This window comes from Corynebacterium sp. USCH3 (assembly GCF_037619475.1).
Lineage (GTDB): Bacteria > Actinomycetota > Actinomycetes > Mycobacteriales > Mycobacteriaceae > Corynebacterium.
The window spans coordinates 345,567-364,653 of the sequence record NZ_JAQPZT010000001.1 but is presented as its reverse complement, the minus strand read 5'-3'; the positions used below and the strand labels follow the sequence as shown (position 1 = coordinate 364,653).

Below are 19,087 nucleotides of genomic sequence, written 5' to 3'. Positions count from 1 at the left end.
CAGTCTAACGCGCAACAGGCCCACGGGGCCAACTGCCCCGGAGAACGGGAGTCGGCCCACCCCGGCCCAGGGCCCCGGACGGTGACTGCGACTCGGGCGACGACCGGTGGGCGTTCTGCGGTCCGAACTGCACCGGAGACATGACGGCGTCGCTCCGGCGACGGCCGTCGACACCTCCCCCGGCCCGTGGGCCGGTGAATGACAACCGTGTGAGACCGGGCCCCGGCCGAGTACCGCTCAGAACCGCTCAGAACCGGTCGGCCCCGTGGTCGGCGTCCGACTCGTCCGCGGCCAACTCGTCCGTGTCGACGACGCCGGCCGCCGCCGCGGGGTCGCCGTCCGGTGCGGACTCGGGCCGGATGTCGATCTTCCACCCGGTCAGCCTCGCGGCCAGCCGCGCATTCTGCCCCTCCTTGCCGATCGCCAGGGACAACTGGTGGTCCGGCACGACGGCCCGCGCGATCTGCATGTCGTGGTCGGTGACGTCGACCCGCACGACCTTCGAGGGGGCCAGCGCGTTGCCCACGTACCTCGCGGGATCGGCGGCATGGTCGACGATGTCGATCTTCTCCCCGCCGAGGGCCTCCATGATCGCCGAGACCCGCTGACCGCGGGGGCCGATGCAGGCGCCCTTGGCGTTGAGGCCGTTGACCGTCGACGCCACGGCGATCTTCGACCGGTGTCCGGCCTCCCGCGCGATGGCGGTGATCTCCACCGAACCGTCGGCCACCTCGGGCACCTCGAGGGCGAACAACCCGCGCACCAGCTCCGGGTGCGTCCGCGACAGCAGGATCTGGACGCCACGCTGGCCGCGGTTGACCGCCGTGACGTAGCACTTCACCCGGTCGCCGTGCTCCAGTTTCTCACCGGGCATGTGCTCGGCGGCGAGGATCAGACCGTCCTGCCCGTCGGCCTCGGTGCCGAGATGGACGACGGTGATACCCCGGTCGTTCGCGCGGGCGTCCCGGTTGACGACGCCGGAGACGACGGTGCCCTCCAGGTCGGCGTACTTGGTGTAGCTCGTGTCCGCCCGGGCGATGTTGATCTGGCCGCGGATCGCGTCACGGACCGCCTTGGCGGCCGCCCGTCCGAAATCGTCGGGGGTGTCGTCGAACTCGCCGGTGGTGTGTCCGTCCTCGTCCCGCTCCAGCCGCAGGACGGTGACCGTCCCGTCGGTACGGTCGATCTCCACACGTGCCGGTCCGTCCACCTTGGTCAGCTCCCGGTAGGAGTCCAGCAGGGCGGCGGAGATCGCGCCCAGCAACGCACTCCTGCGCACATGCTCGATGTTCTCCAGGGCGGTCAGGGCACTCAGGTCAATTTTCACTTGTCGTCCTTCTGCGCTCGCAGCGCACGGTACTTCTCGGGATCAAGGCCCACCAGGTCACGGTGATCGGCCGGGGGCTCGGAAAACTCAACTTCTACCAAAGCCCCCGCCACCGAAGCCAATCCACGGGACTCGACCTGCGGGGCGTCCTTCTTCTTCTCGCCGGGGACGATCAGCCAGACCTCGTCGGCGTCGCCGTCCACCGCACCGATACGGGCCTGCCCCCCGTCGACGGTGACGAGGCGGCCCACGTTGCGGCGGAAGTGGCGCAGCTGGGTCAGAGGCGTGTCCAGCCCCGGGGTCGTCACCTCGAAGGTGTATCCGGGGCCGAAGTTGAGCGCGCCGGAGGACTCGCGGGCGTCGAACTCCTCGGAGACCGCTTTGCTCAGGTCCTCCAGCTGGTCGAGGTCGGGCCGGTCGTCGGCGTCCACGGCGACGCGGACCGCGGACTTCGCCCCGGCCCTGGTCACGGTGATCGATTCGAGATCGAGGCCGACGGCGGCGGCGAGTGGGCCGACAACCTCGGCAAGGTCCTGTTCAGAAGGGAAAGCCATGCCGTGAACCCTATCACCGCCCCGGGATGGCACTATGGGACCGTGCACGCCTTCCCCACCTCACCCGCCGCCGCCCGTTCCACCGGTACCGCACCCGCGGCAGCACCGGGGCGTCGACCGTCCGGCCGACGTCTCCTCGCCGTCGGTGCCGCGCTCTGCGTCACCGCCGGCACGCTCACCGCCTGTTCCACGGAGCCGCCGCGGCCCGACGAGAGCCTCGAGTCCCTCGTCCACCAGCTGGACGCCCTCGACGGCACACCGGCCGCGGGCGGCACCGCGATCTTCGCCGACCAGGCCCGGGCGGTCAGCGCGGAGATCGTCCGCCAGTGCGGCACCGACCGCGACGGCAACCCGCCGCAGGACTGCGGGGCACCGGCCCCCGGAGAACACACAGAGGCACCCTCCGTCGACGAGGTACGTACCCACATGCGCGACCTCATCGACGGTGCCGACACCGGGGATGACGCCGCACCCGACGAGGACGGGCAGCGGGACCGTGCCGTCCTGTTGACGGGGCTGCACGCCGCACTCGCCACCCTGGACGACCGGTCGGCCGGCGGGTCGGCGATCGACCAGGACCTGATCGACGCAGGGTACGGCGGGGACCCGGCCGTCTCCGCACAGACCGCGGAGGCGCTGGCACCGGTGACCGACCTCGTCGACCAGGCCGTGTTCCTCTCCGGCGTCGTCCTCCCCGTCGCAGGTGCCGACGGCGCGACGGTCACCACCGTCGGCGACCGGATGCGCACCGTCCGGGACGCCGTCGCCCCCGCCTCCGGTGTTGCCGCGGAGGCCGGTTACCGCATGCCCGAGGGCGTCAGCGCACCCACCGACGCCGCGTCGGCCGCGACGGTACTGCTCGAGGCGGTCCACGCGGTGACGGTGTCGCTGCGTCGTGCGGTCGACGACGTCAGTGCCGACGACCGCGGCCTGACCGCCGTGCTGTGTGCTGTCGCGGCACGCTCGGAAGCCGCCCTGGAGGACGCCGTGGGTGACGACCCCCTTGACGTCAGCATCCGCGGCGAGTAGGCGACAGACCCCCGGGTACACGCGGGAAGGGCCCGCCGGGAGTTCCGGCAGGCCCTTCGGTCGTGCAGTTTCCTCTTGTCGGGGATCCGACGCGCCCTGGTACGCAGCATCAGGTGTTCCTGCAGCTGCTCCGGCGACATCTTCCACCGTCTCTTGTCGTGGTCCGAGATTCTCACCTCCCCGGTGCGCTCACGGGTGGCACCGTCGCACGACTCGCCGCGACGGCGACCCACCCTGGTACAGGGGCAAGGCTAGCACCCCCGGGGCGTCAGCGGCCGCGACGCTCCAGGAAGAGATCGACCGCGGTGGTGTAGGCGATGTTGTCCACGTCGCCGGTCAGCCGGTTCCGCAACTCGACCGTGCCGTCGGCGAACCCGCGTCCGACGACGAACACCAGCGGCACCCCCAGCAGCTCGGCATCCTTGAACTTCACGCCCGGGCTCACCTTCGGACGATCGTCGAACAGGACCTCCAGCCCGGCCTCGGCGAGCCTGGCCGCCAGGTTCTCGGCGGCCTCGCCGGCCTCGGCGTCCTTGTTCGCGATCACCACGTGGACGTCGTACGGGGCGACCTCACTCGGCCACCGCAGTCCCTTGTCGTCGTGCATCTGCTCGGCGAGGACCGCGATCAGACGGGAGACACCCAGGCCGTAGGAGCCCATGGTGGGCACCGAACGCTTGCCGTTGACGTCCAGGATCTGCACGTCGAACGCGTCGGTGTACTTGCGTCCGAGCTGGAAGATGTGGCCGATCTCGATACCACGTTCCAGGGTCAGGGTGCCCATCCCCTCCGGCGCCGGATCCCCCTCGCGGACGTTCGCGGCCTCGATGTACCCGTCCGGGGTGAAGTCCCGGCCGACCACCATGTTCACCACGTGGTGGTTCTTCCGGTCCGCACCGGTGATCCAGGACGTGCCGGTCACGATCCGCGGGTCCGCCAGCACCCGCACCCCGTTGTCGGCCAGCCCCTTCGGGCCCACGTACCCCTTGGCCAGGAACGGGTTGGCCTCGAAGTCCTTGTCGCCGGCGAGGTCGACGGTCGCGGGCTCGAGGGAGGCCTCCAGACGCTTCATGTCGGCCTCCCGGTCGCCCGGCAGGAGCACGCCGGTCAGTTCCGGCTCGCCGCCGGGCTCGGTGACCGTCACCAGCAGGCACTTGAGCGTGTCGGCGAGTCCGACCTCGTGCCCGTCCACGGTGATCCCCTCGGAGCGGGCCCACTGCACCAGTGTGTCCATCGTCGGCGCGTCAGGTGTCTCGTAGACCGTCGCCTCCGGCAGCCCGTCCACCGCCCGGGGCTCGGGGTGCGGCGTCACGACGGCCTCGACGTTGGCGGCGTAGTCACCGTCGGTGGCACGGACGAACGTGTCCTCACCGTTCGGGGACACCGCGAGGAACTCCTCCGACGCCGAGCCGCCCATGGCCCCGGACGTCGCCGCGCAGATCGCGTACTCGACACCCAGCCGGTCGAAGACGGCCTGGTAGGCACGACGGTGCGCCTGGTAGGCCTCCTCGAGACCGTCGTCGTCCATGGTGAAGGAGTAGGAGTCCTTCATGATGAACTCCCGGCCGCGCAGGATGCCGGCACGGGGCCGCTCCTCGTCCCGGTACTTCGTCTGGATCTGGTACAGGGTGACCGGGAAGTCCTTGTAGGAGTTGTACTCCCCCTTCACCAGGGAGGTGAACAGTTCCTCGTGGGTGGGGCCCAGCAGGTAGTCCTGGCCCTTCCGGTCCTTGAGACGGAACAATGCGTCGCCGTACTCGGCCCACCGGCCCGTCGTCTCGTACGGCTCCCGCGGCAGCAACGCCGGCAGACTGATCTCCTGGGCCCCGATGGCCCCCATCTCCTCCCGCACGACCTTCTCCACGTTGCGCAGGACCCGCAGGCCCAACGGCAACCACGAGTACACCCCGGGGGCGGCGCGTCGGATATAGCCCGCACGGACGAGGAGCTTGTGGCTGGCAACCTCCGCGTCAGCGGGGTCGTCGCGCAGCGTGCGCAGGAAGAGGGAGGACATGCGGGTGATCATGTCCGGTACTCTAGTTCAAAGCTGAATGTGCGTATCGCTAGGGTGTAGCGCATGTTTATCCTGCTCCCCCCGTCCGAAACGAAGGCCTCCGGCGGCGACGGCCCCGCGCTGGACATCGACGGACTCTCCTTCCCCTCGCTCAACGAGATCCGCCGCCAGAACATCGACGACCTGGCGGCCCTCGACCCCGGTGATGCGCTGCAGGTTCTCGGGATCTCGGAGAAGCTGCGCGGGGAGGCCGAGGCGAACGCGCGGCTACGCGACGCCCCGACCGTCCCCGCGATCACCCGCTACACCGGGGTGCTCTACGACGCCCTCGACGCGGCCACACTGTCCTCCTCCGCCCGCGCGCGGCTGGGGGTGGGGTCAGCGTTGTTCGGCCTGCTGTCCGCGGACGACCCCGTGCCGCACTACCGGTTGTCCGCCGGGACGAAACTGCCCTGGTCCGGCGCCTCCGACGACGGTCTGCCGACGATGAAGGCCCGCTGGGGCTCGGCGGTCACCGACGCGCTGCGGCAGGTCCCCGGCACGGTCGTCGACCTGCGCTCCGGCGGGTACCAGCAGCTGGGGAGGTTGCCCGGGGCGGTGACCGTGCGGGTCGAGTCCGTACGCGAGGACGGCTCCCGCAAGGTCGTCAGCCACTTCAACAAACATTACAAGGGCCTGCTGGCCCGCGAACTGGCCTCCGCCGACACCGACCTGGACACCCCGGGGGACGTGACGGGGGTGGCCGACATCGCACGGCGCGCCGGGATGACCGTGGAGGTCAATGACGGGACCGGGGTGAAGGACTCGTTGACCCTGGTGGTGTGAGCAGCGGGTCGGGGCGTATGCGAGCCCCGGCGACCCGAATTCTCAAATTCTCGGTCACCGGAATCTTCTCAAATTCTCAAATTCTCAATCAACGACGGCACCTGACGCTACACTCGGCGGCATGACCAACCCCTTCCGTCCGACCTTCGGAGCGTCGCCGCACTACTGGGCCGGGCGGCGGATCATCCTCGACGACTTCGCCGAGGCCCTCGACTCCGGCCCCGGGTCCGCCGCACGCACGCTGGTGATCACGGGGTCCCGCGGCATCGGCAAGACCGTCCTGCTCAACGAGATCGAGGATATCGCGGCCACCCGTGGGTGGATCGTCCTGCGTGCCTCCGCCCGCGGCGACATCGTGACCGAACTCGTCGACTCGGTGGTCCCGGCGAAGATCCGGGAGCTCGACCCGCCGACGACCCGTCGCGTCACCGGCGTCGGGATCACCGGGCTCGGCACGGTCACCACGTCGCTCACCGGCCCCGATGAGCGGAACCTCCCCCGCCCCACCCTGGATTCGAGGCTCCGTGACCTGCTGACCCTGATCCCCGGGACCGGCGTGCTGGTCACCGTCGACGAGATCCAGGACGCCGACCGTGACGCGCTGAGCCGGCTCGCCGCGACCTACCAGAACCTCATCCGCGACGACCTGGATATCTCCCTGGCCATGGCGGGCCTGACCCACGGGGTGGAGACACTGCTCAACCTGCCCGGGACGACGTTCATGCGCCGGGCACACCGCTACGACCTGGGCCCGCTCACCGGTGAGGACGCCGCGGATGTCCTGTCCACCTCATCGCGCGACTCCGGTCTGCCGTTCGACGCCGCGGGCCTCACCTCCGCCGTCCGGCTCGCCGCCGGCTACCCCTACCTGGTGCAGCTGGTGGGCTCACTGGCGTGGAATGCCGCCCGCCGTGCCGGCGCAGACTCGATCTCGGTGCAGCAGGTTGATTCGATCAGGAGCGAGGCGGTCGCGACGATGGGAACCCAGGTGCATCACCCGTCGTTGAAGGGGGTTCCCGTCGTGCAGCGGGAGTACCTCGAGGCAATGGCATCGCTGGCGTCGCTGGCGTCGCCCGCCGGTGACGGCACGGACGGCCCCGTCGCCACCGCCGCGATCGCCGAACGTCTGGGCAAGACCCAACGCTCCGCCAGTGACCCACGGGCGAAGCTGATCGACCGCGACCTGATCACCCCGGCGGGATGGGGAAAGGTCGCGTTCACGCTGCCCTACCTCGGCGACTGGCTCCGCGGCGGCGGGACGGTACGCAGGATCAGCTGACCTGCCCCGCGGTGTCGATCCGCCGGCCCGCCGCCTCACCGACGACGATGATCGCCGGCGACCCCAGCCCCTCGCGCCGGATGGTCTCGCCGAGGGTCGCCAATGTCGCTTCCGACACCCGCTGGTCCGGGGTCGACGCGTGTTCGACGACGACCGCCGGGGTCCCGCCGTCCCGGCCCTGACGCATCAGCTCGTCAGCGATCGCCCCGGCGTTCCGCATCGCCATGATCAGGACGAGGGTTCCGGTGAGCCCTGCAACCGCGGACCAGTTCACCAGTGACTTCGCGTGTCCCGGAGGGAGGTGACCGGAGACCACCGTGACATCGTGGTTGAGTCCCCGGTGGGTCAGCGAGACGCCTGCCGCCGCCGGTGCGGACGTCACCGAGGTCACCCCCGGGATCACCTGCACGGGGATCCCCGCCGCCACACAGGCCTGGACCTCTTCGTGCCCCCGGCCGAAGATGTAGGCGTCCCCGCCCTTCAACCGCACCACACGGCGTCCGGCGGACGCGTGTTCCACCAGGAGTTCGTTGATACGGTCCTGCGGGACCTGCGTGGAGTACGGGATCTTCGCGACGTCGATGACCTCCGCGCCCCGTTCCGCGGCCTCCTCAGCGAGTGCGACTGCGCCGAGGTGGTCGGTGAGGATGACGTCGGCCTCCCTCACCGCCCGTGCCCCGGCGACGGTCACCAGGTCGGCGTCCCCCGGCCCACCGCCGACCAGGGTGACGCTGCCGGCCTGCTCCCCCACCCCGTCACGCGTGCGGACGACGGGGACGTCCGTCCGGCCCCGTCGGTCGTCGACGGGGACGCCGTGGGCGGACGCCCACTGCAGCGCCGTGGCCGCGTCGGCGGATGCCGTCCCCGCGGGCACGCGCACGAGGGCGGCACGTGTGTCCGCCGTCGGTGTACCGATCGTGGGAACGGCCCCCTGGTCACGGAGCAGCTCAGCGACGACGCCCGCCTCCGGGCCGTCCACCACGAGCACCGCCACGCCGGTCAGCACAAGACTCATGCGCTCAGTAGTCCGGTCGCTGCTACTTCTCGAGCTTCAGGGTCTTCTGGCTGCGCTCCCACTGCTCTTTGAACAGCGCGGTGTCCTTGGAGATACGACCGCCGTAGGACGGGATCATCTCCTTGAGCTTCGGTGCCCAGTCGGCCATCCGGTTGCCGAAGCAGCGCTCCAGCACCTCGATCATCGCCGAGGGGGCGATGGAGGCGCCCGGGGACGCGCCCATCAGGCCGGCGATGCTGCCGTCGCCGGAGTTGACCAGAGCGGTGCCGAACTCCAGGGAGCCGAACTTCGGTGCGCCGATCGGCTTGATGACCTGGACACGCTGACCGGCGGTGACCAACTCCCAGTCGTCGCCGTTGACGTTGGGCATGTACTCGCGCAGCGACTCCACGCGTGCGGCCTGGTCCTTGAGGACCTCCTCGACCAGGTACTTGGTCAGACCCATCTCCTGGACAGCCACGCCCAGGTAGGACGGGATGTTACCGGGACGCAGGGACCTGAACAGGTCCAGGAAGGAGCCGTTCTTCAGGAACTTCGGGGTCCAGCCGGCGTACGGGCCGAAGAGCAGGCCCTTCTTCCCGTCGATGATGCGGGTGTCCAGGTGCGGCACCGACATCGGCGGGGCGCCCTTGGCTGCCTTGCCGTAGACCTTGGCGGAGTGCTGCGCGATGATCTCCTCGTTGGTGCAGCGCAACCACTCGCCGGAGATCGGGAACCCGGCGTAGCCGCGGATCTCCGGGATGCCTGCCTTCTGCAGCAGCGGCAGCGCCATACCGCCGGCACCGACGAAGACGAAGTTCGCCCGCACGGTGGAGGTGTCGCCGTTGTGCAGGTTCTTCACCGCGATCTTCCAGCCGGCGCCGTCACGGGTGATGTTGGTGACCTCGTTGCCGTACCGGACCTCGACGCCCTCGGCGGTGACGGCGTCCAGGTACTGGCGGGTCAGCGCACCGTAGTTGATGTCGGTGCCGGCGTCGGTCCAGGAGATCGCGACAGGCTCGGAGAAGTCACGGCCGTCGGCCATCAGCGGGAGCTTCTCGCTGAAGACCTCCTCGGAGTCGGTGTACTGCATGTCCGGGAACAGCGGGTGGTCCTTCAACGCCTCGTAACGGGCCTTGATGTAGTCCGCCTGTGCGGTGCCGTGACCGAAGGAGGTGTGCGGGGTGCGGTTGATCCACTCGCTGGGCTCGCCGAGGGTGCCGTTCTCCACGAGGTAGGACCAGAACTGACGGGACGCCTGGAACTTCTCGTTGATGCCGACAGCCTTGGAGATGTCGATCTTGCCGTTGACCTCGGGGGTGTAGTTGAGCTCGCACAGGGCCGAGTGGCCGGTGCCGGCGTTGTTCCACGGCGAGGAGGACTCGGCCCCGGGGACGTCCATGCGCTCGATGATCAGCTGGCTCCAGTCGGGCTGGAGCTGGCGCAGCATCACGGACAGGGTGGTGGAGATGACACCGGCGCCGATGAGGGCGACGTCGACGTGATCATTCTGGGAAGGTGACACGTTAAGCTCAATCCTTTTCATCGCTGCTTGTTCGCCGCAGCCGGTGGCCTTCAGGGCACTGCCATAAGCCACACGCGGCGTCCACAATGGCACGATGATACGTGCCACTGCCGTGGCGGGTACAACCCGCCCCTGCGCCGGCGGCACCCCACGACAGCGCCACACCGGCCCCGGGTGACGGTTAGACTGGCGTTCCGTGAACGCTCTCAGCCACCAGAACCTCGCTGCCGTCCTTTCCCGCCCTTTGGGACAAAGCGTCCATGAACTGGACTTTGAACCTGATCTTCTCGGCGAGGGCTACACCCGGCACACCGTGGAGTTCGGCCCCGACCCGGACGATGAACCCGCCGGCGCACCGGGCACGGTGTGCTGCACACTTGTCCGTTACCGCCCCGGGGAGTCCCCGGAATGGGGGGAGCGTCCGGCCGTCCTGTTCGTCCACGGGATGACGGACTTCTTCTTCCAGACCCACGTCGCCGAGCACTTCCACGGCCTCGGTTACGCCGTCTACGGCATCGACCTGCGTAAGTGCGGCCGCTCCCACCGGGACGGGCAGACCTGGCACCATGTGAGCTCCCAGTCCCTGTACGACGAGGACCTCGCCGTGGCTCTGTCACTGCTCAGCGCCGGCCACGGATCGACCACGCTGGTGGGCCACTCCACCGGCGGGCTGGACGTGACGATGTTCGTCTCCCGGCTGCACACCGCCGCACAGGCCGGCGACCCCGCGCGCGCCACCCTGCACGACAGTATCGCCGCGGTGATCCTCAACAGCCCCTGGCTGGACCTGCAGTTCGACCGGGCGACGAACCTGATCATCCGGAGGGTCTTCCCCCACGTCGCCCGGTTCTGGCCGACCTGGCACGTCCCCGGCGGTATCAACCCCACCTACGGCGAGAGCCTGCATGTCTCCGGCCACGGCGAGTGGGACTACGACCGCGAGTTCAAGCCCGCCCTGCCACGCCCCAAACAGGTCAGCTGGCTGGTGGGAGTCAGCAGGGAGATCAACAAACTGCACAGCGGGCGTTTCTCCACCGGCGTGCCGACGCTGATGCTGTGCTCCGACGCCCACAGTGACAGCAGGATGGTCGTCGACGGCACAGGCGCCGAGGTCCCCGAGGCGCGGGCATACGTCACCGACACGGTGTTGCGGCCGTCGCAGATGCAGGCGGCCGCACACCTGGTGGACCCGGACTGCGAGGTGCGGGTCATCCCCGGCGCCATGCATGACGTCTTCCTGTCAGGCCCGGACGTCCGGGCCGCGGCCTTCGCCGCGGTGGACGCGTGGGTGGACGTACCATCAGTGCCATGACTGACACCCCGGAACATTTTGACCTCATCATCGTCGGCACCGGCTCGGGCAACTCGATCCCCGAGGAGCTCAACGACCGGAAGATCGCCATCGTGGAGAAGGGCATCTTCGGCGGCACCTGCATCAACGTCGGCTGCATCCCGACGAAGATGTACGTCTACGCCGCCGACGTCGCCCGCGAACTGTCGGACGCGGCACGCTACAACCTCTACCCCGTCGGTGGTGCCGCGTCCGCGCCGATGCCGGTGGCTGGCTGGCGGGTCGACTGGGACGACCTCAAGGAGCGGGTCTTCGGCCGCCGGATCGACCCGATCTCGCGCGGCGGCGAGGAGTACCGCCGCGGCGACGAGACGCCGAACATCACCCTGTTCAGCGACATCGCGTCCTTCACCGGCGAGCGCACCCTGCGCATCGGTGACGGTGACGACGCCCGGACGATCACCGGTGACCAGATCATCCTCGCCACAGGGACGCGGACGTGGGTGCCGGAGGTGATCGAGACGTCCGGTGTCCCGTACCGCACGAACATCGACATCATGCGGATGGACAAGCTGCCCCGGACCCTGGTGATCCTGGGTGGCGGCATCATCGCGGTCGAGTTCGCCCACATCTTCTCGGCACTGGGTGTCGACGTCACGGTCATCAACCGGTCGGAGTCACTGCTGCGGCGCTTCGACGAGACGGTGTCCTCCCGTTTCACCGCGGTGGCACAGTCTCAGTGGACGAATCTGCTGGGACACACCGTCACCGGTGCCCGCGCCGACGGCGGCCTGGTGACGTTGACGCTGGACGACGGCCGTGAGATCGACTGCGACGAGGTCCTGCTGGCACAGGGCCGTGTACCCAACGGCGACCTGCTGAACGCCCCGGCCGGCGGCGTGGACCTGGCCGAGGACGGCCGGATCCTGGTCGACGGATTCGGCCGCACCTCCGCCCAGGGCGTGTGGGCACTGGGCGACGCCGCGAACGAGCTCCAGCTCAAGCACGTGGCGAACCAGGAGGCCCGCGCCGTCTTCCACAACGTCGCCGCCGACGACACCGACCTGACACCGTTCAAGCACGACAACGTGCCCGGGGGGATCTTCTCCCACCCGCAGATCGGTTACGTCGGCATGACCGAGGAGGAGGCACGTTCCTGGGCCGGGGAGAACGGTCGCACGGTCACGGTGAAGGTGCAGGAGTATTCCGACGTGGCCTACGGCTGGGCGATGGAGGACACCACGGGGTTCTGCAAGCTGATCGCCGACGCCGACACGCACCGGCTGCTGGGCGCGCACATCATGGGTCCGCAGGCGGCCACGCTGATCCAGCTGCTCGTGACCGCCATCGAGTTCGACCTAGACCTCGCGGAGTTCGCCACGAAACAGTACTGGCCGCACCCGTCGCTGAGTGAGCTCGTCGAGAACGCGGTGCTCGGCCTGAATCTGCGCTAGATCTACGCTAGGTTTGGAGGGGAACCTAGTGTGAGGCCGGGCAGACTCCGGCCGCCGAAAGGGGTCGACCATGCGGTGTGTGGTTACGGGGGCGGCGTCCGGCATCGGACGCGAGGTGGCGTTGCTGCTGGCCGGACAGGGGCACGAGGTGATGATCACCGACCGCGACGAGACCGGGCTCGAGGTCACCGCGCGGGACGTCACAGACATCCGCCCCGGTGCGCTCCTGGACGACCAGGTGCTCGACATCACCGACATCGACGAGGTCCGCGCGTGGGCGTCACGGATCACCGGTGAGTTCGGGGCGCCGGACGAGGTCTTCCACGTCGCCGGCATCGCGATCTGGGGCGACCCGCGTACCCTGCCCCACGACAAGTGGGTCAAGGTCATCGACGTGAACCTCATGGGAACCGTGCACGTCGTCGAGGCGCTGGTCCCCGCCATGACCTCGGCCGGGAGAATCGGGACCGGACGACGGGCGCGGCCCCGCCGGTTGTGCTGCGTGTCGTCGGCGGCGGGCATCATCGGACTGCCGTGGCATGCGGCGTACTCCGCGTCCAAGGGCGGGGTCCTGGGGATGTGTGAGGTCCTGCGCTTCGACCTGGCACCGCACGGGGTGAGCGTGCACGTCGCCGTCCCCGGGGCGGTGGACACTCCCCTGGTCCGCACGATCGACATCGACGGGGTGGACCAGACGAACGACCGGGTAAGGAAGGCCAAGAAGCTGTTCCAGGGACACGCGGCGACTCCGGCGCTGGCGGCACGGAAGATCGTCGACGGGACAAGGAAGGGTCGGTACCTGCTCTACACCAGCGGCGACATCAGGGTGGGCCGGTGGGCCCAGGTCAACCTGCCGTGGGCCTACCGGGCGGTGATGCGGATACTGAACCGTGGGCTGCGGTGGGCGGCCGCGGACGCGCGGCAGGGGCGCACCCGGTGAGGTCGGGTGCGCCCCTGACAGCGTCGGCGGTGCCGGAACCTAGCTGGAGGAACCGGCGCTGCCGATGACGTCAGCGATGGAGCCGGAGACGTCCTGGTTGTGCTCGCCGCTGCCGATTGCGCCTTCGAGTCCGGCGGCGCTGCCACCGACGGTGTCGATGATCTGCTTGAAGCCCTGCCAGACACCGTGCAGGAGGGTCGAGATGCCGTCGCCGAGCGAGCTGACGATACTGAGGTCCATGGGGGTTACCTTTCGGAGAGTTGGCGGATGCTGATCCTTTCAGCACTCCGCCTCAGAGACTAACGGCGTCGACCGTACTTCGCTTTCCGTCGGTGAACATTGTTACCCCCGGGGCTGACGGTCCACCACCGGCACTCCCCGCGCCACCGCACCGCCCAGTCACTTGACTATATAAGTAAGTACCCTATAGTCTCGATCCCTGTTGCAATGATCAGGCACCTGATTGATCGCAGTGACCTCCGAAGGAAGGAACCACCCCCAGGCCCATTCGCGCGAACCCTCCCCGCCATCCCCGGAAGGACAGTGAACCCGACCATGTTCGGAACTCCCCCGAAGACACAGACCCCCGCCCGACGATGGAAGGCCGACGACGTCACCGTCACCGAACCCGCCACCGTCAGACGCGCCATCAATGCCGCAGCCATCGGTAACGTCACCGAGTGGTACGACTTCGGCGTCTACGGCTACCTCGCCCTCACCATCGAGGGGGTGTTTCTTCCCGAGGACTCCGGGCCCGCCGGCAAAATCATCGTCGCCGGCCTGTTCGCCGTCTCCTTCCTCGTCCGGCCCATCGGCGGCCTGGTGTTCGGTCCACTGTCGGACCGGATCGGACGCAACCGGGTCCTGGCCATCACGATGATCATGATGGCCACCAGCACCTTCCTCATCGGTGTCATCCCGTCCTACGCCGCCATCGGCATGCTCGCTCCGTTCCTGCTGCTGGCCTGCCGCCTGCTGCAGGGCTTCTCCACCGGGGGCGAGTACTCCAACGCGATGACGTTCATCTCCGAGTACGCGCCCGACCGCAAGCGCGGATACTTCGGCAGCCTGCTCGAGGTCGGCACCTTCGGCGGCTACATCCTCGGAGCGTCCGTCGCCGTCGTCCTGGAAGGCGTCCTGTCCGACGGCCAGATGCAGTCCTGGGGATGGCGCCTGCCGTTCTTCGTCGCCCTCCCCCTCGGCTTCGTCGGCATCTACCTGCGCACCAAGCTCAAGGACACCCCCGCCTTCGAACAGCAGGAGGCGGCGAAGAACACCCCGGAGAGCCAGTCCCACACGGCCCGGGACTTCGAAGGCAACGAGGCGAAGAAGATCCTCTCCCTGTGGCCCTCGATCCTGGTCTGCTGCGGACTGGTCATCGCCTGGAACGTCACCAACTACATGCTGACCTCCTTCATGCCGTCCTACTTCGACGAGGTCGGTAACCGGCAGGGCGGATACGAGATCTCCAGCCTGACCGCCAACGTCCTGGAGATCGCCGTGATGGCGGTGTGCCTGGTCCTGATCCCCGTCATCGGGAAGCTCTCCGACCGGGTCGGCCGCCGTCCCGTCGTCCTGGCCGGCTGCCTCTCACTGATCGTGCTCTCGGTGCCCTCGATCCTGCTGATCCGGGTCGACAACCTCGTCTGCGTGTTCATCGGTCTACTGATCATGGGCCTGTCCCTGATCTGCTTCAGCTCGGTCATGCCGTCCACCCTGCCGTCGCTGTTCCCGACCGTGGTCCGCGCCGGAGCACTGGCCATCGCCTTCAACGTCTCGATCTCCCTGTTCGGCGGGACGACGTCCACGGTGATGGAGGCGCTCATCGCGGCAACCGGCAACCTCATGTGGCCCGGGTTCTACCTCATGATCGCCGGTGCGATCGGACTGGTGGCGCTGCGTTTCCTGCCGGAGAGCAACGGTCGGCCGATGTGGGGGTCCAACCCCGCAGCGGAAACCGAGCAGGAAGCCGTGGTCCACGCCGAGGAACTCAACCGGCAGATCGACGAGTTGGAGCACGAGGCGAACGACGTCTCGAAGGCCACCGTCGGTTCCCGCTAGACCGTGTCGGCGGCGTCGAGGTCGAGCACACCGTCGATCTTCGCCCCGACGTCCGTTCCCGGCTGGCCGTTGCCCTGGTCGATGATCCACCCCGCCTCCCGGACCATGAGGTCGTGCACGGAGTCGTCGGCGCCGGGGCGTAGTCGTACTCGTCCCACCGCTCGCGCACGGTCTCCTCGTCGACGGTCCCGCCGCCACCGACGAGGCTCTCGGTAAGCAGGTCCCGGGCCGCGTCCGGGTCGTCGCCGATGAACCCGGTGGCGTCGTGGACGCCGTCGACGAGCGCGCGGACCCGGTCAGGGTCCTCCTCGTTCAGTTCGTCCTTCACGACGAGAAGCATGCTGCCGGTGTAGAGCTCCGGGGGCACCGCGATGTCGACGTAGTCGTCGCCCAACGCCTTCCTCGTGGGCGCGTAGAAGGTGTCGAACATCAGCCCGGCGTCGACGTCGCCCTTCTGCAGCGCCGTGACGAAGTCGCCCGGGCCGATGTTGACGATCTCTGCCGTGATGTCACGGGTCCCGAGCAGTTCGTCGAGGATGAAGTTCATGTTGGTGCCGAGGGTCACGCCGATTCTCTTGCCGTCGAGCGAGTCGATCCCGCCGTCCGTGCCTTCTCTGCCGCCTCCGACTCCGGCCTTCTTCGACCCGATGATCCGGTAGCTGTCGTAACTGCTCAGGTTCGCCACCGCCGTGACGCCCTGGTCGCGCAACGCGGCCGCGGCGAGGGGAAACTCGGTGAGCACCGCGGCGTCGACTCCCCCACCGAGCAATGCCTCCAGGGCGTCGCGCCCACTGTCGAAGGGCGTGGTGGAGACGTCGAGGTCGTGGTCGCCCCACATGCCCTCCTCGGAGGCGACGGTGACCTGCGGTGCGGTCCACCCCTCCGACCAACCCAGGGTGAGCGACATCGAGGCGTCGGAGGCCCCGGCGCCGTCCCCGTCCCCGGAGCAGGCCGAGGTCGCGGTCACCAGGCACGTGGACGCCGCCAACGCGACGGCTGTTCTGGAGATACGCGGAAATACGGTGATGGTCATGGTCTTCTTTCCTTCATTTCTCGGGATCGCCGGAAGCTACTGGGGGACGGACTGGTCGATGGTGCGCAGGATCATGCCGCGCAAACGGGTCTGCTCGCCGTCGGGACGGGTGGAGTCGCGCGGGCGCGGGGTGTGCACGGTGTGACTGTCGACGACCGCGCCGGGTGACGGAGACATCACGTGCACGGTGTCGCTGAGCAGCAGTGCCTCGTCGACGTCGTGGGTGACGAACAGGACGGTGGTGCGCCGCTGCCCCCACACCCGCATGAGCAGTTCCTGGGTGTGGCGGCGGGTGGTGGCGTCCAGCGCGCCGAAGGGTTCGTCCATCAGCAGCAGGGCAGGCTCGGCGGCCAGTGCCCTGGCCAGCGCGACGCGTTGCTGCATCCCGCCGGAGAGCTGGGCGGGGAAACTGTCGGCGTGGTCTGCCATGCGCACGCTGTCCAGGTAGTCCAGTGCACGGTCACGACGTCGCCGTCGGGCCCTGACCCCCGTTCCGGGGACGAGTCGTTGCAGGCCGACCTCCACGTTGCCGCGGGCACTCAACCACGGGAACAGGGCGTACTGCTGGAAGACCACGCCCACCTCCGGGGTCGGGGCGGTGACCGGGCGGCCGTCGAGCAGAACCTCACCGACGTCCGGGGAGGTGAACCCGGCGACGATGTTGAGCAACGTCGACTTCCCGCACCCGCTGGGGCCCACGAGACTGTGGAAGGACCCCGGCTCCAGCGACAACGTGGTCTCCCCGAGCCCGGAGGTCGGTGAGAAGAGCTTCTCCACGGCGGTGATCTCCACCGCACCCGGTGCACTCATGACTTCACCCATCTGAGCAGGCGGTGGCCCGCAGAACTGATCGCCAGGTCCACTGCGGCGCCGAGCACGCCGAGGGTGATCAGACTGACGAACATGGCGTCGGTGGCCAGGTACTGGCGGGACTCCTGGAGCTGGAAACCGATGCCGGAGGACGCTCCGGTGAGCTCGGCGGCGATGAGGCTGATGAACGCGACCGAGGCGCCCAACCGCAGCCCGGTCACGATGAACGGCGACGCGGCCGGGACGACCACGGACAGGAACTGGCGGGGTCGGGACACCCCCAGCGAGCGCGCGGCGCGTAGATAGGTTTCGGGCACGGCCTCGGCCCCGGCGTGGGTGTTGAGCCACACGGTCAGGCCCACGGCATAGGCGATGACGGCGTACTTGGACTCCTCCCCGATCCCGAACCACACGATCGCGACGGGCACCAGCGCGATCGCTGGCACAGGGCGCAGCAGGATCAGCACCGGGCCGAACAGCCGGCGCAGGAGCAGGACCCGTCCGGTGGCGATGCCCAGGACGACCCCTCCCACGGCACCGAGGATGAAGCCCACCAGCACCCGCGTCAGGGACGGCCAGACGTTGGCGACGACGTAACCGTCGGCGAACATCGTCCGCGCCGCCGCAAGGACGGTGGCCGGGCCGGGGAACATCTGCTCGTCGGCGATGACCACGCGGGCGATGACCTGCCAGACGGCGACCACCAGCACCAGTGAGGTCGCCAGCCAGCCGACGGTGGCGAGTCGGGGTCTGCGTGTGCGACTCATCCGGCACCTCCCGGCGTCGGTGCCGGACCGGTCGTGCTGGCGCCCTGCACCAGGGTGAAACCCACCGGAGTCCTGGAGGACCCGGGCGTGCCCGTGATCGACGCGAACGCGTTGACCGCGACGGCGTCGAGGTCCTGTCGCACGGTGGTCAGCGGGAAGAGTGCGTGACCGGTGACCGGCCCTCCGTCGAACGTGACCACGTCGATGTCGCCGGGCACGGACTGACCGGCGTCGACCACGGCCTTCACCACGGCCTCCGCCTGACCGAAGGTGCCGACGACGAGGGCGTCCGGCGTGTGGTCGACGAGGTACCGGGAGACCGCACGGTAGGCGCCCCCGGCGGAGAGGTCGGTGACGATGCGTGCAGCATCGTGTCTCGCGTCTCCGTCATCCCCGGCCTGCGCGGCGAGGAACCCCTCGAAGCGCTGGCGGACGGTGTCCCGTCGTACCAGGCCCGTCTCCCCGACGGTGAACCCACCGACGAAGACGGGGCGCGTGGCACCACCGCGCAGGACGTGCTCGGTGGCGACGGCGCCGGCGTGGACGTGATCGGCGCCGACGTGGCCGTGCCGGGGGCGTTCCGCGGTGTCCAGGCCCCTCAGCCCACGGTCGTTGTGCACCCACACCACCGGGAGACGGGCACGGTCACAGACCGCGGCGGTGGAGTCGCCGTCCCCCTCCCCCAGGACGATGAGTCCGGAGACCCCGGCGGCGATCAGGCGGGCGGCCGCCTCCGCCTCCTTGTCGGGGTCGAAGTCGGTGTTGGCGAAAAGCACGAGGTGGTTGTGTCGGCCCGCCTCCCGCTCGACGGCGTCGGCGACCTGGGAGAAGAAGGGCATCGTGACGTGGGGGACGAGAAGGCCCACCATGGGCGTCGACGCACCGGTGCGCAGGGCGCGGGCGGTGCGGTCGGGACGGTAGTCCAGCTCTGCGAGGGCGGCCTCAATGCGTGCACGCAGGGCGTCGGACACCGGGCGGTGGCTACCGCTGACGACGTAACTCACCGCGGTGGTCGACGCGCCCGCGCGGGCGGCGACGTCAGCCAACGTGGCGCGTCGTGTCCCGGTGGGAGGTGTCGGCCCGATCGGCGCTGTCGGCACAGTCGGCTCCTTTCTGTTGCCGGTCTCAGGTGCCGATCAATCTAGGGCGCGGGTGCGGTGCGCGTGAATCCTTTCACTCACCGT

Annotated in this window: 17 protein-coding genes; 7 read left to right on the top strand and 10 right to left on the bottom strand. The window is 69.1% G+C overall.

From position 1 onward, the window contains the following. Positions 1-247 precede the first annotated feature (247 nt). Together nusA and rimP are read right to left on the bottom strand one after the other, a co-directional pair. On the bottom strand, positions 248-1,327 hold the full coding sequence (gene nusA, locus PQI66_RS01705) for a transcription termination factor NusA (protein ID WP_339995498.1): 1,080 nt from the start codon (positions 1,325-1,327) through the stop codon (positions 248-250). Then, on the bottom strand, positions 1,324-1,881 hold the full coding sequence (gene rimP, locus PQI66_RS01700) for a ribosome maturation factor RimP (protein ID WP_339995497.1): 558 nt from the start codon (positions 1,879-1,881) through the stop codon (positions 1,324-1,326). The genes nusA and rimP overlap by 4 nt, the downstream gene beginning before the upstream one ends. A gap of 3 nt (positions 1,882-1,884) precedes the next feature. On the opposite strand from rimP, the gene PQI66_RS01695 reads away from it, so the two are divergent. Further along, entirely contained in the window at positions 1,885-2,910 is a 1,026-nt protein-coding gene (locus PQI66_RS01695) for a hypothetical protein (protein ID WP_339995495.1), read from the top strand. 268 nt (positions 2,911-3,178) lie between these two features. Here PQI66_RS01695 and PQI66_RS01685 read toward each other — a convergent pair whose 3' ends face one another. Then, entirely contained in the window at positions 3,179-4,936 is a 1,758-nt protein-coding gene (locus PQI66_RS01685) for a proline--tRNA ligase (RefSeq protein ID WP_339995493.1), read from the bottom strand. A gap of 51 nt (positions 4,937-4,987) precedes the next feature. On the opposite strand from PQI66_RS01685, the gene yaaA reads away from it, so the two are divergent. Together yaaA and PQI66_RS01675 are read left to right on the top strand one after the other, a co-directional pair. Beyond that, on the top strand, positions 4,988-5,749 hold the full coding sequence (gene yaaA, locus PQI66_RS01680; protein ID WP_339995491.1) for a peroxide stress protein YaaA: 762 nt from the start codon (positions 4,988-4,990) through the stop codon (positions 5,747-5,749). 121 nt (positions 5,750-5,870) lie between these two features. After that, a complete protein-coding gene (locus PQI66_RS01675) occupies positions 5,871-7,028 on the top strand; it encodes an ATP-binding protein (RefSeq protein ID WP_339995490.1) in 1,158 nt (385 codons plus the stop codon). Here PQI66_RS01675 and cobA read toward each other — a convergent pair. After that, on the bottom strand, positions 7,021-8,043 hold the full coding sequence (gene cobA / locus PQI66_RS01670; protein ID WP_339995488.1) for a uroporphyrinogen-III C-methyltransferase: 1,023 nt from the start codon (positions 8,041-8,043) through the stop codon (positions 7,021-7,023). The two genes, PQI66_RS01675 and cobA, sit on opposite strands and share 8 nt — an antisense overlap. Before the next feature lie 22 nt (positions 8,044-8,065). After that, positions 8,066-9,568, bottom strand: a complete 1,503-nt coding sequence (gene mqo / locus PQI66_RS01665; RefSeq protein ID WP_339995987.1) for a malate dehydrogenase (quinone) — start codon at positions 9,566-9,568, stop codon at positions 8,066-8,068. A 175-nt stretch (positions 9,569-9,743) separates the two neighbouring features. Here mqo and PQI66_RS01660 point away from each other — a divergent pair, with 175 nt between their 5' ends. The 3 genes from PQI66_RS01660 to PQI66_RS01650 all read left to right on the top strand — a co-directional run bounded on the left by PQI66_RS01660 (position 9,744) and on the right by PQI66_RS01650 (position 13,232). Next, a complete protein-coding gene (locus tag PQI66_RS01660; RefSeq protein ID WP_339995486.1) occupies positions 9,744-10,859 on the top strand; it encodes an alpha/beta hydrolase in 1,116 nt (371 codons plus the stop codon). Beyond that, entirely contained in the window at positions 10,856-12,292 is a 1,437-nt protein-coding gene (gene mtr, locus PQI66_RS01655) for a mycothione reductase (protein ID WP_339995485.1), read from the top strand. The genes PQI66_RS01660 and mtr overlap by 4 nt, the downstream gene beginning before the upstream one ends. A 70-nt stretch (positions 12,293-12,362) precedes the next feature. Next, positions 12,363-13,232, top strand: coding sequence for an SDR family oxidoreductase (locus PQI66_RS01650; protein WP_339995484.1), 870 nt, complete (start codon positions 12,363-12,365; stop codon positions 13,230-13,232). Positions 13,233-13,271: 39 nt separating this feature from the next. On the opposite strand, the gene PQI66_RS01645 is transcribed toward PQI66_RS01650, so the two are convergent. Then, positions 13,272-13,472, bottom strand: a complete 201-nt coding sequence (locus tag PQI66_RS01645; protein ID WP_339995482.1) for a hypothetical protein — start codon at positions 13,470-13,472, stop codon at positions 13,272-13,274. Between the two features lie 315 nt (positions 13,473-13,787). Between PQI66_RS01645 and PQI66_RS01640 the strand changes: the two genes are divergently transcribed. Beyond that, complete coding sequence (locus tag PQI66_RS01640) at positions 13,788-15,293, top strand: MFS transporter (protein WP_339995480.1); 1,506 nt, start codon at positions 13,788-13,790, stop codon at positions 15,291-15,293. Here PQI66_RS01640 and PQI66_RS01635 read toward each other — a convergent pair. The 4 genes from PQI66_RS01635 to PQI66_RS01620 are packed head-to-tail and all read right to left on the bottom strand — an operon-like array spanning position 15,223 to position 19,003. Beyond that, positions 15,223-16,326: an ABC transporter substrate-binding protein gene (locus PQI66_RS01635; RefSeq protein ID WP_339995478.1), complete on the bottom strand. Its 1,104-nt coding sequence runs from the start codon at positions 16,324-16,326 to the stop codon at positions 15,223-15,225. The genes PQI66_RS01640 and PQI66_RS01635 overlap by 71 nt on opposite strands. Before the next feature lie 36 nt (positions 16,327-16,362). After that, positions 16,363-17,136 (bottom strand): ABC transporter ATP-binding protein, encoded by a 774-nt coding sequence (locus tag PQI66_RS01630; RefSeq protein WP_339995476.1) that lies wholly within the window; start codon positions 17,134-17,136, stop codon positions 16,363-16,365. After that, positions 17,133-17,903 carry an ABC transporter permease gene (locus PQI66_RS01625; RefSeq protein WP_339995474.1) on the bottom strand — a complete coding sequence of 257 codons (771 nt, stop codon included), beginning with the start codon at positions 17,901-17,903 and terminating at the stop codon, positions 17,133-17,135. Before PQI66_RS01625 ends, PQI66_RS01630 begins: the two co-directional genes overlap by 4 nt. Then, complete coding sequence (locus PQI66_RS01620; protein ID WP_339995472.1) at positions 17,900-19,003, bottom strand: LacI family DNA-binding transcriptional regulator; 1,104 nt, start codon at positions 19,001-19,003, stop codon at positions 17,900-17,902. Before PQI66_RS01620 ends, PQI66_RS01625 begins: the two co-directional genes overlap by 4 nt. Positions 19,004-19,087: the final 84 nt, after the last annotated feature.

Excerpts from the sequence above, each read along its gene's own strand:
- PQI66_RS01625 (WP_339995474.1), bottom strand. The coding sequence starts at position 17,903 with ATGAGTCGCACACGCAGACCCCGACTCGCCACCGTCGGCTGGCTGGCG.
- PQI66_RS01640 (WP_339995480.1), top strand. The coding sequence starts at position 13,788 with ATGTTCGGAACTCCCCCGAAGACACAGACCCCCGCCCGACGATGGAAG.
- mqo (WP_339995987.1), bottom strand. The coding sequence starts at position 9,568 with ATGAAAAGGATTGAGCTTAACGTGTCACCTTCCCAGAATGATCACGTC.
- PQI66_RS01645 (WP_339995482.1), bottom strand. The coding sequence starts at position 13,472 with ATGGACCTCAGTATCGTCAGCTCGCTCGGCGACGGCATCTCGACCCTC.
- cobA (WP_339995488.1), bottom strand. The coding sequence starts at position 8,043 with ATGAGTCTTGTGCTGACCGGCGTGGCGGTGCTCGTGGTGGACGGCCCG.
- PQI66_RS01650 (WP_339995484.1), top strand. The coding sequence starts at position 12,363 with ATGCGGTGTGTGGTTACGGGGGCGGCGTCCGGCATCGGACGCGAGGTG.
- PQI66_RS01675 (WP_339995490.1), top strand. The coding sequence starts at position 5,871 with ATGACCAACCCCTTCCGTCCGACCTTCGGAGCGTCGCCGCACTACTGG.
- rimP (WP_339995497.1), bottom strand. The coding sequence starts at position 1,881 with ATGGCTTTCCCTTCTGAACAGGACCTTGCCGAGGTTGTCGGCCCACTC.
- mtr (WP_339995485.1), top strand. The coding sequence starts at position 10,856 with ATGACTGACACCCCGGAACATTTTGACCTCATCATCGTCGGCACCGGC.
- PQI66_RS01685 (WP_339995493.1), bottom strand. The coding sequence starts at position 4,936 with ATGATCACCCGCATGTCCTCCCTCTTCCTGCGCACGCTGCGCGACGAC.
- yaaA (WP_339995491.1), top strand. The coding sequence starts at position 4,988 with ATGTTTATCCTGCTCCCCCCGTCCGAAACGAAGGCCTCCGGCGGCGAC.
- PQI66_RS01630 (WP_339995476.1), bottom strand. The coding sequence starts at position 17,136 with ATGAGTGCACCGGGTGCGGTGGAGATCACCGCCGTGGAGAAGCTCTTC.
- PQI66_RS01635 (WP_339995478.1), bottom strand. The coding sequence starts at position 16,326 with ATGACCATCACCGTATTTCCGCGTATCTCCAGAACAGCCGTCGCGTTG.